Genomic DNA, 15385 nt, shown 5'->3' with positions numbered 1-15385 from the left:
TCTGCTTCTATTTTTTCATTCATGTCGCTATAAAGATTTCCATCAATTTCACCGGTGATACGGCTCGTTAAGATGCCGGAGGTCATGGATCCGCTGACGTTAACAGCTGTGCGTCCCATGTCTATCAGCGGTTCAATTGAGATCAGCAAGCCGGCCAGTGCAACTGGCAGGTCAAGGGCAGATAATACCAGGATCGCTGCGAACGTCGCACCGCCGCCGACCCCTGCCACACCAAAGGAGCTGATCGCTACAATGAGAATGACGGTAAAAATAAATCCTGGTGACAGCGGGTTAATGCCCACAGTTGGAGCAATCATTACCGCCAGCATTGCCGGATAGATTCCAGCACATCCATTTTGGCCGATGGAAAGACCAAATGACCCTGCAAAGTTGGCAATTCCTTCAGGAACACCCAGTGACTTTTGTGTTTTAATGTTCAATGGCAATGCACCGGCACTTGTTCTAGATGTAAAGGCAAATGTTAATACAGGAAATGCTTTTTTCATATAGGTAATTGGATTTAAACCGCTCAATGTTAAAAGCAGCAGGTGAATCAGGAACATAATGGCAAGTGCCACATAAGAAGCTATAACAAATTTCCCTAAGTTTAAAATGGAGTCGAAATCACTCATGGCCACTGTTTTCGTCATGATGGCCAACACTCCGTACGGAGTCAAGCGCAGAATTAATGTTACAACACGCATAATAATTGCATAGAACGCATCCACAATTTTTGCGAAAAGCTCAGCCTGCTCGGGTGATTTCCGTCTGACACCCAGGTATGCAATTCCTAAAAAGGCTGCAAATATTACAACTGAAATGGTGGATGTAGGTCTTGCTCCTGTAAAATCAAGAAATGGGTTTGCCGGAAGAAGATCAAGCATCTGCTGTGGGAATGTTCTTCCTTCAATACCCTGATAGGTTTCTTCCAGCTGTTCGCCGCGGGCTGTCTCTGCATCGCCTCCGCTGATTTGGACTGCCTCCAAGTCGAAACCGACAGCTGTTGCAATCCCTATAGCGGCAGCAACTGCAGTTGTACCTACAAGCAGACCAAGGATAAGCACACTGATTTTCCCTATATTATTTGTTAATTTAAGCTTAGTAAAAGCTCCTAAAATGGAAATGAAGACTAATGGCATTACGATCATTTGCAGGAATTTGACATAACCCCCGCCTATTAAATTGAACCAGTCTGCAGATTTGGCAATGATCTCAGCACCCGGTCCGTAAATCAGCTGAAGGGCGAAACCAAACAAAATCCCTAATCCAAGCGCTGTAAACACACGCTTTGAGAATGAAATATGCTTTTTTTGCATAAAGAATAATACGCCTACAAGCAGAAGCATAATGGCAATATTTAAAACTAATAGTCCTGTACTCATCGGACTGAATCCTCCCCAAAAGATGTTCTCATAATGACTTACTATAATACATGTATTCCTATGAGTCAAGTCGGAATTAAAATTTAAATTTTCTTATTATATATTCCATTCTGCCATGAAATGTTCAGTATTTTTCCTTTTGATTTGCGCCTAAATTTCACGAACCATTAGATAACCCGGCAGTTGTATAACTGCCGGGTTTAGGTTAATAAATCTTGTTTAATTGTTTTTCCCTGAAAGAGCCTTTGTTTTTTCAAAACATTGATCCATTGCACTCATTACCGCTGCACGGAACCCTTTTCTCTCCAGCTCGGCAACTGCTTCAATCGTTGCCCCACCTGGAGTACAGACCTCATCCTTTAATTCCGCTGGATGCAGACCTGTTTCCAGCACCATCTTGGCAGCCCCCAAAACAGCCTGTGCTGCGAGCTGATAAGACTGTTCACGGGGCAATCCTGCTTTTACACCGCCATCTGCCAATGCTTCAATGAACATATAGACGTAAGCTGGAGAAGAACCGCTTATAGCAGGAATCGCATCCATCATCTTTTCTTCCATAAAAGCTGCTCTTCCAATGCATGAAAATATTTTTTCCACTTCCTCCATATCATCTGGAGATACTGATTCATTAGCTGAAAGGACGCTCATTCCTTCTCCTACTAATGATGGCGTATTAGGCATGATTCGAATTGCTCTAACTTTCCGGCCAAATGACTGTTCCAGAAAGGTTAGACTAATGCCGGCCGCAATGGTTATAATGATGGCATCGGAACGGACGCTATCTTTAATCTCATCAATAACTTCCCCATGTGCATCAGGCTCAATAGCCAAAAACACTATATCCGCTTCTTCCGCTGCTCCAATATTGGAAAGGCGTGTTTGTATATTCCACCTGCTTTTTACATCGTCAAGCGTCTTCTCCGTTCTTGCTGAAGCAATAATCTGGCTTGGATTTACCAGATTGGATTTGAGTATTCCTCCAATTATGGCCTGAGCCATTTTTCCACATCCGATAAAACCGATATTTTTATTCATCAATGCCCACATCCTGTATAGTATTTCCCTTTGCTATTATACTGCAGGTATGGTTATGAAAAAATAGCAGAGGGTAAAAACATAAGACACGATGCTGCAACACTAATAACATACTGTTTGGAGAGATTGATCTTGAAAGATATAAAACCATATGCCCCACTGCCAGAAGACTTCTTTCAGCAGCCGACACTACTATTGGCGGAAGCACTGCTGGGCTGCTTATTGATCAAAGAAACGGAAGAGGGCATCGCCTCAGGCTATATCGTTGAGACAGAAGCATATATGGGCCCGGAAGACAGGGCAGCTCACAGCTTTGGGAACAGGAGAACAAAGCGGACCGAAATCATGTTCAATGAACCCGGATTTGTCTACACGTATGTGATTCATACCCATTGTTTGGTTAATGTTGTGAGCGGCCCAAAGGAAAAGCCTGAAGCTGTATTGATCAGGGGAATTGAACCTGTAGACGGCCTTGATTTAATGAAGAAAAGACGAAAAATGGATGATCTTAAGAACCTAACTAATGGACCTGGTAAATTAACCAAAGCTCTCAATATTACAATAGATGATTATGGGCGGCGTTTTACAAGCCCTCCTCTTATGATTGCTAAAGGAATTCCTCCCGGGAAAGTCACACGCGGAAAACGAATCGGAATTGATAATTCCGGTGATGCGCGGAATTATCCCTGGAGATTTTGGATTGCTGAAAATCCTTATGTTTCACGGAACAGGAAGTAAGAGGAAGGAAGAAATTAATAAACAGCAAACCGGAAAAACTCTTCAAAAGAAGAGATTTTCCGGAAATTTTTATGCTATTAACCGGAATTCTTCTGCACCCGTGAATGGATCCAGGATGATAACTGAAACAGCAACATGCCGACCAAAGCTGCAATCAGGATATAAGCCCCTGCAAATACTTTAAGGCCTCCTGTGGCCAATCCGGCAATAATTACAGAGAATTCTCCCCTTGATGATAATGATAATCCCGCCTTTAGAGCTTCCTGTTTCGATAGGCCATACCATTGCCCTCCAAAATATCCTGCAGCAAGCTTGTGAATGATGGACCAGGTAACAATAATAACCAGAAGACCCAGAGAAGGAATTTCTTCATTAAACTCAAGCGAAAGCCCGAAATTCAAGAAGAAAAATGGGAGAAACAGATTCCTGACGGGAAGTACAACTTCCTCTGTTTTTTCTTTCACCTCCGTTCCGGCAAGTATGATGCCGGCAAGAAATGCGCCAATAACCTCTGATAGCCCCAGAAATACTGCAAATCCTCCATAGGTAATCGCAACTCCAAGAACAAGAATCAAAAAGGAATCTTCATGAGCAACTTTCTTCATCCAATGCTGGGCTTTATGAAGAACTATTCTGCTCATCCAAACTGCAGCGCCAGCAAGGAGAGATACCTTCAGAAAAATAAACAGAAAGTCTGCAGCGGAGAAACTATTTCCACCGCTCAGCCCAATCAGAACGGTCACAAGAATCGGGGCAGCGAGGTCTTCAAAAATCAGAAGAGATAGAATATATTCAGAGTCTTTATCTTCAAGGCGATTCTTTGATTCCAGCAGCTTAACAGTAATTGAAGAACTGGTTGCATATACGATTCCGCCTATCAATAAAGAGACAAACATATTTTGACCTGCTGCATAGGCAATTCCCGCAGTCACTCCCACTCCCAAAAAAACATCCAATAGCCCGGATTTCCAGACCTTCCTTCCGTTATTCCTTAATTCTCGCACAGAGAATTTTGTGCCAAGCAGAAAGAATAGCAGAATTAAGCCAATTTCACCTGCAGCTTCAATTACTTTCGCCTCTTTGTAAAATCCAAAAATACCGATGCCTGCTCCTAAAATAATATAAATAACGATATCGGGAATTCTTAAGATTTTAATCCCGATTATTGCAGTTATATAAAGGGCAATAAAAATGAGCCCAATTGCAAGAGGCATATTCATATTCCGTTATTCATCCTTTTCTGAAACTGTATTTTTACGGACTATTAATACCCTCTTTGTCTGAATTTCACTCCTGTCAGTTAGATCCAAAATCGGATAGCACAAATTGTTTTATTCCCTCCATGGATTGTTTTTTAGGCTGTATTTAATTTCGGAAATGAATACTTAATTATTTATATAAAGAAAATTCGACAGGTACCTGGCACCAATAAAATTTGTCGATAAAAAAACGAGCTATATTACTGGACTTTTTTTATTAAAGCGTTTATTTTACTATAAAAAGGCAATATTCTATGTATAAGTTCAATAAAACCGAATGGGATGGTGTTACGATGGCAGATAAGAAAAATGTTAAAACTCCCAACAAAGATCTAAATATTGGTGCAAATGTTTCACTAAACGGCCTGGTAACAGCTGTTTTTGATAATATGGTCCATGTCCAGATTGGCGCTAAGATTGTAACGGTCCATGTAAAAGACCTTTATTCTGGATTAAATAATCCTTTGTTAAAAAACCAGCAGGCATAAAGTGAAACTTCAATCAGCGGGGGGGCTTTATAGCCCACTGATTGTAAGTTGAGGCCCACAGGACAAGGAAGGCTTCGTCTGCATGAGCATCGCACGACCAAATGCGACAGCTTTTGGGCGGAAGTATGTTACAAAGACATTGCCACAGGACAAGAAAAGCGACGGCAGCGATACATCGCACGACCGAAAGCGCAGCTTTTGGGAGGACGTGGCGTTTTTAGTCTTTGTTCTGCTGTCGGGCCTTTATGGGCAGTGGACTCCCACTTATCCTCTTTCGATTCCTCTGAGTCTTGAAGAAGGAGGCTTACTGCCCCTTAGACTGCGATAACATCCACCATCTCTAAACATACTTCAGGAGGGGCAGCTCATAAGCTTGCCCCTCCTGTTTTTTCATTATGTTTTCAGGTTATACCGTCTGTACTTGTTTATTTTCCTTTACAGCCGGAGCATAGTCTCCAAGCACCTGATAAGCTTTCAAATCTGATGTATCTAATAATGACACAGCTTCCAATGATGCCTTAAAGATGAAGACATCTTTTGACACTTTACTGATTATTTCACATCCCTCAGGCAATCCTGCATTAGCATCACCCCAAATAATCCAAACTGGCTCGTCAAGAACAGTCCATTCCGACTTGCCTTCCTCAAAGACTGAAGGAATATCTGTTCTGCCTACATGAATCAAATCTTCAATAATTGCGCTGGCTGTCGGAAACATGCCGGCTCCAGGACCCTGCAGGCTGATATTCCCGACTATATCCGCATCAATTGAAACTGCATTTTGCACTCCTTCTACTCTGTACAAGGGATGTGCCTCCGCTGTCAGGACCGGTTTTACAGTACAGCGGATAGCATCTTTTTCCCTCTCAATCGATGCTACATGTTTAAATTTCAGTCCCAGGGAGTCAGCCATACGGATTTGTTCAATTGTAATGTCAGTAATGCCTTCTCTAACAGATGTTTCCTGCGCCGGTGCTTTCCCGAACACCAGCTCACTCAGAACAACCGCTTTGAAAAAAGCGTCATATCCCTCGATATCGTTTTTGGGATCGGCTTCTGCATATCCTTTTTCCTGAGCTATTTTCAGTGCTTCTTCAAATGATAAGTTCTCTTCGCGCATACTTGTCAAAATGAAATTGGACGTGCCATTTAATATACCTTCGATCCGTTCAATCTTGTTCGCATTCAGCAGCTGCTTGATAGTCTGAATTATTGGGATTCCGCCTCCGACTGTTGCTTCAAATCCTAATGATACATTATGTTCTTTTGCGAGCCTCGCAAGCTCACTTCCATGGAATGCAAACATCTCCTTATTTGCAGTAATGACATGGCATCCTCTCAATATTGCCTGGCGCAAATACGTATAGCCTGGCTCCCTGCCAACAATGGCATCAATTACGACATCAAGCTTGGGAAGCTCAATAATTTCTTGAAAATCATCAGTTAAAAGCACGTCATCATCAGGCACAGAATGCTTACTCACATTTTTGACAAGGATGGCGGAGACCTTCACTTCTTTCCCGAATATCGCCTGAAGCCTTCCCTGATGTTTGCTGATCGTTTCATACACTCCTTTTCCAACTGTTCCAAACCCCAATAGCCCAATCGTTAACGCTGACATTTCTCATTCCCCCTGGTTAATATTTAAAGAGCAGATACCTATAAAAACAAAAAACCCCTTCCGTCTATTACAGACAAGAAGGGGTTTGAATTTACATTCCGTTCATTCCGCCTTCTTATCTTCGGAAAATGTATTCCTCTGAATTTGGCACCGTGCATAAATGCTGGTTGCCGAGGCTTCATAGGGTCAGTCCCTCCGCCTCTCTTGATAAGAAGTTTCTAAGTATTCAATTTATATGAATCATAAACATTTATAAGGACTTCGTCAACCTTTTTTGAAATTTTTTTCTTCAACCGCTTTCATTTTCCTCGAAATCTTCAATAATGATTTCAAGAAAATGCTTAAGAATTCTGGCAGTGAGCCCCCAAATAACCTTATCCTCAAAAAAGTAAAATACTTCTTCTACTTTCCTTGTCTGCCAATTGTAATTTTCACCTCCGGCAATCAAGTCAAAAGGAAAATTTTCTTCGGGCTCTACTTTAAAATTCACGTGATACGTTTCCGGCTTTACTCTTTTTAGAAAGGAAAGAGGCACGGTAAAAACTTCTTCTACTTCGTCAGGGTTTGGCACGATCTGGTCAGGATTATGGATAATGCCTGCATAAGGGTAAATAATTTGTCCGAAGGAAATCATGTAATCCAGCGGGGACACATCTGTGATGCTGTCTTCGTTTACACCAAGTTCCTCTGAGGTCTCACGGATAGCCGTATGCTCCTCATCCCTGTCTTCCGGATCTATTCTTCCCCCGGGGAAACAGACCTCCCCAGGCTGCCTTCTCATTGTAAGTGAACGCACCTCAAAAAGGACATGTGTTTCCTTATTTATCTCAACAAGCGGAAGCAAAATAGCGAATTTCGAAAATCGCTCACTCCCTAAAATGACTGGGGTCCTGTTACTTAACCTTTTAGCCAGTTTTTCAATCTCCATATACCCCCACCTCCAGCAGAAATTCCAATTTATTGGCTACATCTTTATCATACTGTATTTACTGTGTTTTATTAATTCATACGGCTTGTACCATGTAATGATACAGGACAGTCTAACTGTCCGCCCTTCAAAAGAAAAAGAAAGTTTCTCCTCCTGCAAATCAGGGGAAATAGAAAATATAATATGACATGAGGAGTGAAAATATGAAGAAAAATATATTAATAGGCGGGTATGCTACACAGGAAGAGCTACGAGAAGCTATTGAAGGGGCAGAGTCAAACGGGTATCAGAAAGACAACCTGGTGATTGTTTCAAAAGATGGAGCGAATCTTGAAAGCTTTGCAGACAATCATGGAGTGAACTTACGAATAGTCGGATCCCAGGAGCTCGGCAATCAGCGCTTTCTTGATTCAGTGAAAGCCCTTTTTATGGGAGAAGATCCAGCCACAAGTTCAGGAATGGATCCTGATAAAAAAGATGGTATACGGTTTGATGAACATGACCTGGATAAATACGCAAGTATGGTGTTTGATGGAAAATATGTCTTAATCGCGGATTACTACGGAAACTATCCCACTACCCAGAAAGGCAATCAGAGGGTCAGTGCTGAAGACTCAGAAGGGTACCTCGAAAGCGCTTCAGCACGGGAAGTTGTCCATGAAACAGATATCAAAACACTGGCAGATAAATCCGGTAGCTCATGTGCTGCCGATAATCAGGAATTTACTCGTGTTCATGTTTCACCAAAGTCTGAAGTTGTGAAAACCAGTGCTGAATTAAACTGGGATAATCGGCTTACAAAGGAAAGGCACAAATAGCAAAGGGCCCCCCGTGTGGGGTCTTTTTTCCCGAATAAAAAAGAGAGGTTCCCCTCTCTTAAGCATACTTCTTCTTATCTTCCTCCTGTTTGAAGAAACTCTTCATCGCATGGAATACATCTGCTTTTTGCTTAAGGATATAATAGCGGAAATCCTCATTTTTAATATTTTTATAGGCTGACATCAAGGTCGAGTGGCGGTTATACTGGTTGACCTCACCGTACCCGAACATATTGGACACCTTCATAAGATCTTCCACCAGCTTAACACAGCGGGCATTGTCAGAGGTCAGGTTATCACCGTCTGAGAAGTGGAAAGGGTAAATGTTATATTTGCGCGGGTCGTATTTGACATCAATCAGTTCAAGCGCTTTACGGTAGGCAGATGAACAAATGGTTCCCCCGCTTTCTCCTTTTGAGAAGAAGTCCTCTTCTGAGACCACCTTTGCTTCAGTATGATGGGCAATAAATTCTATCTCGACTGTCTCATATTTGGTCCTCAGGAACCGGGTCATCCAGAAGAAAAAGCTTCTGGCCATATACTTTTCCCAAATCCCCATCGATCCGCTCGTATCCATCATTGCAAGCACGACAGCCTTTGAATCAGGCTTTACAATTTCATTCCAGGTCTTGAACTTCAAATCTTCCTTATAAATTGGGTGGAAAGCTGCCTTTCCATTCATTGCATTCCGCTTGAATGCCGACATCATGGTCCGTTTCTTATCAATATTGCCCATTAATCCAGTCTTTCTGATATCATTAAATTCAATGTCCTCTACCAGATTTTCATCCTGCTCTTTTCTTTTTAAATTAGGCAATTCCAATTGTTTAAATAAAGCTTCTTCAATTTCCATCAATGATACTTCTGCTTCAAAATAATCCTCGCCTGCCTGGTCGCCTGCCCCTTGCCCTTTTCCGGGTCCTTTCTGGCTGCCGGATCCGTCACGTGCCACTACATCTCCAATCTGGCTATCTCCATCGCCTTGGCCGACATGTTTGTTTTTATCATAGTTATAACGGATTTTGTATTCATCCAAAGAGCGAATTGGAATCTTCACTACTTCCCGCCCATTCGACATTACAATGTTTTCTTCCGTTATTAAATCAGGCAAATTGTTGCGGATTGCTTCCTGGACTTTATCCTGATGACGCTGCTGGTCATCATAGCCTTTGCGATGGAGGGACCAATCTTCTTGGGAAATCACAAACTGATGGTTATTGACATTCGTCATGTTAACCCCTCCTTTTAAATTAAATTTCACACATTACAGCTTTCCAACATACAATATCGCGAGTGTCAAAAAATGATGAAACATCCCCAATTCAGCAGTCTGCCTTCTTTTCATAGACTCATTTCCTGGCAGCAAATTTATTATTAATGCACCAATACAAAGAAATGTTTATTACTCTATCATATGCGAGAAGACAAAATAATTTACAAATAATTTTGACAATAAGACATTCGCATCATCTTTTAGACAAGCCCATTTTTTAATATGGGGATTTGCCTAATTAAACAAAAATGAACCTCCGCTTTTAGCGAAGGTTCTTGTCCTTGTTTTTATGCTGAATGGGATCGGGATATTTATCATAATCCTCTTTTAATTCTTTATTGGTCCGCAAATTTTCCATCTGCTTTCCCAGGTTTTCCATTTCTTCAATATTTTCTGCCATTGAGCTGTTTCTCGGTGTATAATTCTTATCTAATTCTTTCTTTTTCATGAATATCACCTCTGCTGTATTTATACCCCCAATTGGGCGTATCTAAACTTTTAGGCAGAATCTGCTGCATAAAAATGGCCAAGCGAAAATAGGATTATACTAAAGGGGGGGGATTTTTATGAGCGAAATCCTTTGCTGCGGCTGGTGTGGTGAATTATCACTGTATGATCGGACAGTTTATCTTGAAAACAAGCCAATTTGTCCTGAATGCCAGAAAAAAAAGAAAGAAGCTGCACAAAATATAGAGAAAAATAGATGAAGGGGCTTTCGGGCCTCTTTTTTTATATGGGGTATTTTTACCTGGAATCTATCATTTTTAATACATTTGGCGGTTTGCTTTCCGATTCTGACTTTTTCTTGATTGCGACGCTTCTTCAATTATTTGCGCTGATACATTTGATTTTTGCGCTGTAACCCGTGTTATTTGCGCCTTCCTCATTCTTTATTGCCTCTAGTATCATAATTACGCCGATATCCAGCTGATTTGCGCTGCCCATTTTGATTTTTGCGCTGTAACCCATGTCATTACGCCTTCCCTATTCTTTATCGCGTTCTCTTCTGCCATGATTGCTCCTGAACTCCACTTATTTGCGCCCCTCCTAATTCAGCTCTTTATTCATCCGCAAAAAAAGCCTGGCAGCTATCCTGCCAGGCTTTTTTTTAACGATTCAGCAAGCTTCCAACATAGCGGAGCAGTTCGTTTGCTGATGTTGAGTTATAGCCATGTTCGTCAATTAATCTTGCTACAACTTCATTCACCTTCTTCAGCTGCTGCTCATCAGGCGTTTTTGAAGATGTGGTGATCTTCACGACATCTTTCAGGTCAGCGAAAAGCTTCTTCTGGATAGCTTCACGCAGACGGTCATGCGAATTATAGTCAAAGCGCTTGCCTTTTCTTGCGTAAGCTGAGATGCGGATGAGGATTTCCTCCCTGAATGCTTTCTTCGCATTCTCGGAGATGCCGATCTGCTCTTCGATTGAGCGCATCAGTTTTTCATCCGGACTGATTTCCTCACCGGTTAATGGGTCGCGAAGCTTCGCTTTATTGCAGTATGCTTCAACATTATCAAGATAGTTTTCCATAAGCGTTTTTGCAGATTCTTCATAAGAGTAAACAAATGCCTTTTGTACTTCTTTCTTCGCAATATCATCATATTCTTTGCGGGCCAGAGAAATAAAGTTCAGGTATCTTTCCTTCAGTTCTGGAGTAATGGATGGATGCTGATCCAACCCTTCTTTAAGCGACCGTAATACATCCAGCGCATTGATGCTCGTAATATTTTTACGGATGATTGTAGAAGAGATCCTGTTGATAACATAACGCGGGTCAATACCGCTCATGCCTTCATCTGCATGCTCTTTTTTCAATTCCTCCACATCAGCCCTGTTATAGCCTTCAACGCTCTCTCCATCATACAAACGCATTTTCTTAACTAAATCTATATCGCCTTTTTTCGGATCCTTCATGCGGGTTAAAATCGTAAACATCGCTGCAACCCTCAGGGTATGAGGTGCAATGTGCACATTGGAAACATCGCTTTCTCGGATCATTTTATCGTAAATCTTCTCTTCCTCTGAAACCTTTAAATTATATGGGATTGGCATAACGATAATCCTTGAGTGCAGAGCTTCATTCTTTTTATTAGAAATGAATGAACGGTACTCTGTTTCATTCGTGTGAGCAACAATTAGCTCATCCGCTGATATCAAGGCGAAGCGCCCTGCTTTAAAGTTGCCTTCCTGAGTCAGGGACAATAAATGCCATAAAAATTTCTCGTCGCACTTCAGCATTTCTTGGAATTCCATCATCCCTCGGTTTGCTTTATTTAGTTCCCCATCGAAACGATAGGCACGAGGATCTGATTCTGAACCATATTCAGCAATGGTTGAAAAGTCAATGCTTCCAGTCAGATCAGCAATATCCTGGGATTTTGGATCTGATGGGCTGAAAGTTCCAATTCCCACCCTGCGGTCTTCTGAGAAAATGATTCTTTCAATTAAAACATCTTCTATACGGCCGCCATACTCCTGTTCGAGACGCATACTATTCAATGGCGAGAGGTTTCCTTCAATTCTTATTCCATATTCATCATGAAAGTCTTTACGGAGGTGATGCGGGATTAAATGAAGCGGATCTTCATGCATTGGACAGCCCTTAATAGCATAGACCGCTCCCCTATCAGCGTGAGAATATTGCTCTAAACCTCTCTTTAGCATTGTCACTAAAGTTGATTTACCGCCGCTGACCGGCCCCATTAATAAAAGAATCCTTTTGCGGACATCGAGGCGTTTGGCAGCAGGATGGAAATACTCTTCTACCAGCCTTTCCAATGCTTCTTCTAATCCAAAGAGCTGATTGCTGAAAAATTGATATCTTTTTTGCCCCTTCACTTCTTCGACACCGGCATCCTTAATCATATTATATACCCGTGAATGTGCTGACTGGGCAACCCATGGCTTCTCTTTAACAATTTCTAAATACTCTCCAAAAGTCCCTTCCCATTTAAGCTTTTCTTCCTCGTGTCTGTACATCTCAATTTTTTTTAGAATATCCATAAGGACCTCCCCCTGTCGCATTATCAGAGACGATTAATATACTCTATGCGCCCCGGCAATCGAACATGCGTAAACTATTGAGAGTTTGGTTTGTACTTTTTATGGGGATTAATTATAAGGAACACTTTGCTGCGGGATCTAACTGTAAAAAAAACTCCATACTTTTCATTCACAGTTATTCATTTTTGGGCTATAATAAGCTTATATTTACAAGCTTGCCTATTGATATACCGCTAAAGGAGGATTACATATACATGGGTACAATTATTATTATCGGTGTAATGGTTGCTTTCCTTGCTGCTATTTTCGCTGCTGGTTATGATGACAAGCCAGGCGTAAGCAAAAAATAAGCTGCTGATCATTCAGCAGCTTTTCTCTTATTTCGGAACACAGGCTCTTTTTTATAGCCCTACCTCAAATCCATCTTTTTTTTCTGTACAAAACCCTTCATATACATTCGTGTCTGCTTTTCAAGCATGCCGGCGATTTGACCAGTCCACGTGTCATTCCGCTTGCCGCCCGTACGCTCATCATAGTACTCGGAAATGATTTTATTATACACTTCCAGCTCTTCGCGGTAGGCAGTTTCATCCTGCTTATATTCATTTTCATGGTATATGTGCTGAAGAGGAAGCCTTGGCTTTTTATCGTTCTTTTTGGAAGGATAGCCAACAGCCAGTCCAAACAAAGGAATTACGCGATCCGGTGTTTTTAAAAGTTCAGCTACACCTTCAAGATTGTTTCTTATTCCGCCAATATAGCATATTCCCAATCCCAGCGATTCAGCAGCAACCGCAGCATTCTGTGCAGCCAATGCTGCATCAATGACAGCCACCATAAATTTCTCTGTGCTTTCAATGGAGGGAATTACATTAATATTTTCCATTTGTCCCATTACTTCATGACGATGCAGATCAGCGCAAAATACGAAAAAGTGGCCATTTTCTGCTACATAATTCTGGTTGCCTGCAAATTCAGCAAGTTTCGCTTTCTTCACTTTATCGGTAATACCGATTATTGAATAGGCTTGAACAAAACTTGAGGTGGACGCAGCTTGAGCAGAAAGTACAATCGTTTCTATCTGTTCTTTGGACAGAGGCCTATCTTCAAAATTCCGCACGGAGCGATGGTCCATCAGCAAATTGATCACTTCATTCATCACAACTCATCCTTTCCATATATACTTTTTCATTTTACCCAGAAAGGAAAGTATTCTCCAAAGGAAAAGGCCCGAAAAATACCAGGCCAGCTGTTTCCTATTTTAAATGCAAGTAATCCTGCTGCCGCAGTGCTTCATAAACAAGAATGGCTGCAGTGTTGGATAAGTTAAGCGAACGGACTTTATCGTTCATTGGAACCCTTAATGCGCGTTCTTTGTTGATTTCAATGATATTCTTCGGAAGGCCCGTCGTTTCTTTGCCGAAAATAAAATAATAATCCTTCCCGACATTGCTGTAATCGAAAGTGGAATGCGGCTTGGTGCCATACTTCGTTAAGTAGAAGTATTCACCGCCTTCGCTGCTATTAAAGAAATCGTCCAATGATTCATGATAGACGATCTTTACAAATTGCCAATAATCCAAGCCTGCACGCTTCAGCATTTTATCATCTGTCGAGAAGCCAAGCGGCCGGATCAGATGCAATGTCGTATCAGTAGCCGCACAAGTACGGGCTATATTACCAGTGTTGGCCGGAATTTCCGGCTGATATAATACTACATGCAATCCCACTTTTTTCACCTCTGAATTAAATCTGCATGTGTTATTATATCATTTTGAAATCACCTTACAAATTACTGGTCATCAGTTATAGACAAAAATTTATATTTAATATTCGGTGTATAGGCTGTTGAATCTTCATAAGCCCAATAACGCATTCGGCTGTTATAAGTATGGGCATTGACCAGGGGCATTCCTGAGGCATCTTTTCCCGTCACGATGGTTGTATGGTCAAATCGCCCGTCTCCCTGAAAATCATAGCAAATAACATCTCCAATTAAGAGCTGATCCGGACTGGAGACTTCCTCCGCTCTTAACCCCGAATTCGAACTCGGCAGATACCATCGCAATGAATTCGCTACCGTCCAGCTGTAGCTCCAATTTCCGCTTCTCATCCACCATCCTTTTCCGCGGTTAGGATACCCTCTCATCGGGCCGCCGCCTACATGAAGGCACTGTGAAATATAATTGGTGCAATCCACTTCAAATTTTTTATAAGCCGGATTATAGCTGTTCCACCATTTTTCTGCATACTGCACTGCTTTCATGCGGTCATACTCATATACAAGCCTTTCTTCCTCTCCATATTCATGGTCTGGAGACGCTTCATCTTTTTGAATCTCATTAAAAGGGTTTTTCTCCCGATCCTCGACGAACACTCCTTTATAAAAGTCGGCTGTTCGCTCTTCAATTTCTTCTTCCATATAGAACACGCCTTTTTGCTTAATTAAATATCTAAAGTGAACTCTGTATTCAACCTGCTTCACGTCATCCTTCTCCCCGCCGACCTTGATCACTTTTCCGGTTGCCTGGGCTTTAACAATCTCACCGGACCGGGCGGTAAGAGATTCTTTCTTCTTTTCAATCTTAGGGCAGGTATGAATTGAACTTCTTGAATGGGAAACGCACTGCTGCACTCTTTTTATTAACAGCTCCTGAAGCTGGTCCCTCACGCATCTCACTCCTCTCCTATTCAATACATATGAGAGAAAGCAGAGGACTTTGCTTAATTTTTCGTGCAATATAACAGTAAGTCAGCCGGACTGAACAGTTTCTCTGCATTTGAATTTTACTCTTTGCATATTGTTGGACTGAGGAAAAATTAGAATTTTTCATAAAAA

At 41.6% G+C, this 15385-nt stretch carries 15 protein-coding genes and 1 riboswitch; of the genes, 4 read left to right on the top strand and 11 right to left on the bottom strand.

What is annotated here, in order from left to right; genetic code table 11:
* Positions 1–1382 (bottom strand): L-cystine transporter (locus tag MKY20_RS27560; protein ID WP_341004434.1); only part of this gene is annotated, 1382 nt, incomplete at its 3' end.
* A gap of 219 nt (positions 1383–1601) precedes the next feature.
* Entirely contained in the window at positions 1602–2417 is an 816-nt protein-coding gene (gene proC / locus MKY20_RS27555; protein WP_009331542.1) for a pyrroline-5-carboxylate reductase, read from the bottom strand.
* A 132-nt stretch (positions 2418–2549) separates the two neighbouring features.
* Between proC and MKY20_RS27550 the strand changes: the two genes are divergently transcribed.
* Positions 2550–3155 (top strand): DNA-3-methyladenine glycosylase, encoded by a 606-nt coding sequence (locus MKY20_RS27550; RefSeq protein ID WP_019381371.1) that lies wholly within the window; start codon positions 2550–2552, stop codon positions 3153–3155.
* A gap of 77 nt (positions 3156–3232) precedes the next feature.
* Here MKY20_RS27550 and MKY20_RS27545 read toward each other — a convergent pair whose 3' ends face one another.
* Complete coding sequence (locus MKY20_RS27545) at positions 3233–4375, bottom strand: cation:proton antiporter (protein WP_019381370.1); 1143 nt, start codon at positions 4373–4375, stop codon at positions 3233–3235.
* 293 nt (positions 4376–4668) lie between these two features.
* Here MKY20_RS27545 and MKY20_RS27540 point away from each other — a divergent pair, with 293 nt between their 5' ends.
* Positions 4669–4902, top strand: a complete 234-nt coding sequence (locus tag MKY20_RS27540) for a hypothetical protein (RefSeq protein WP_019381369.1) — start codon at positions 4669–4671, stop codon at positions 4900–4902.
* A 406-nt stretch (positions 4903–5308) separates the two neighbouring features.
* Here MKY20_RS27540 and MKY20_RS27535 read toward each other — a convergent pair whose 3' ends face one another.
* Together MKY20_RS27535 and MKY20_RS27530 are read right to left on the bottom strand one after the other, a co-directional pair.
* Positions 5309–6523 (bottom strand): homoserine dehydrogenase, encoded by a 1215-nt coding sequence (locus tag MKY20_RS27535; RefSeq protein WP_009331550.1) that lies wholly within the window; start codon positions 6521–6523, stop codon positions 5309–5311.
* Positions 6524–6635: 112 nt separating this feature from the next.
* Positions 6636–6737, bottom strand: a riboswitch (SAM riboswitch).
* Between the two features lie 75 nt (positions 6738–6812).
* On the bottom strand, positions 6813–7451 hold the full coding sequence (locus tag MKY20_RS27530) for an NUDIX hydrolase (RefSeq protein WP_019381367.1): 639 nt from the start codon (positions 7449–7451) through the stop codon (positions 6813–6815).
* 203 nt (positions 7452–7654) lie between these two features.
* Here MKY20_RS27530 and MKY20_RS27525 point away from each other — a divergent pair, with 203 nt between their 5' ends.
* Complete coding sequence (locus tag MKY20_RS27525) at positions 7655–8269, top strand: general stress protein (protein WP_019381366.1); 615 nt, start codon at positions 7655–7657, stop codon at positions 8267–8269.
* Between the two features lie 58 nt (positions 8270–8327).
* Here MKY20_RS27525 and yhbH read toward each other — a convergent pair whose 3' ends face one another.
* Entirely contained in the window at positions 8328–9500 is a 1173-nt protein-coding gene (gene yhbH / locus MKY20_RS27520; RefSeq protein WP_019381365.1) for a sporulation protein YhbH, read from the bottom strand.
* 304 nt (positions 9501–9804) lie between these two features.
* Positions 9805–9990, bottom strand: a complete 186-nt coding sequence (locus MKY20_RS27515) for a hypothetical protein (RefSeq protein ID WP_009331558.1) — start codon at positions 9988–9990, stop codon at positions 9805–9807.
* A gap of 118 nt (positions 9991–10108) precedes the next feature.
* Here MKY20_RS27515 and MKY20_RS27510 point away from each other — a divergent pair, with 118 nt between their 5' ends.
* Positions 10109–10249: a hypothetical protein gene (locus MKY20_RS27510; protein ID WP_019381364.1), complete on the top strand. Its 141-nt coding sequence runs from the start codon at positions 10109–10111 to the stop codon at positions 10247–10249.
* 401 nt (positions 10250–10650) lie between these two features.
* On the opposite strand, the gene MKY20_RS27505 is transcribed toward MKY20_RS27510, so the two are convergent.
* The 4 genes from MKY20_RS27505 to MKY20_RS27490 form a co-directional block, all read right to left on the bottom strand.
* Positions 10651–12546 carry a PrkA family serine protein kinase gene (locus tag MKY20_RS27505; RefSeq protein ID WP_009331560.1) on the bottom strand — a complete coding sequence of 632 codons (1896 nt, stop codon included), beginning with the start codon at positions 12544–12546 and terminating at the stop codon, positions 10651–10653.
* A gap of 409 nt (positions 12547–12955) precedes the next feature.
* Entirely contained in the window at positions 12956–13705 is a 750-nt protein-coding gene (gene nfsA, locus MKY20_RS27500) for an oxygen-insensitive NADPH nitroreductase (protein ID WP_019381360.1), read from the bottom strand.
* A gap of 97 nt (positions 13706–13802) precedes the next feature.
* The gene (gene trmL / locus MKY20_RS27495) at positions 13803–14276 is read right to left on the bottom strand and encodes a tRNA (uridine(34)/cytosine(34)/5-carboxymethylaminomethyluridine(34)-2'-O)-methyltransferase TrmL (RefSeq protein ID WP_019381359.1); all 474 of its coding nucleotides are present in this window, start codon (positions 14274–14276) and stop codon (positions 13803–13805) included.
* 62 nt (positions 14277–14338) lie between these two features.
* A complete protein-coding gene (locus MKY20_RS27490; RefSeq protein WP_019381358.1) occupies positions 14339–15217 on the bottom strand; it encodes an amidase domain-containing protein in 879 nt (292 codons plus the stop codon).
* Positions 15218–15385 lie beyond the last annotated feature (168 nt).

It is taken from the genome of Cytobacillus sp. FSL W8-0315, from assembly GCF_038002905.1.
In the GTDB taxonomy this organism is placed as follows: domain Bacteria; phylum Bacillota; class Bacilli; order Bacillales; family Cytobacillaceae; genus Cytobacillus; species Cytobacillus pseudoceanisediminis.
The sequence above is the reverse complement of the archived record's forward strand: the minus strand, read 5'-3'. Positions and strand labels throughout refer to the sequence as shown.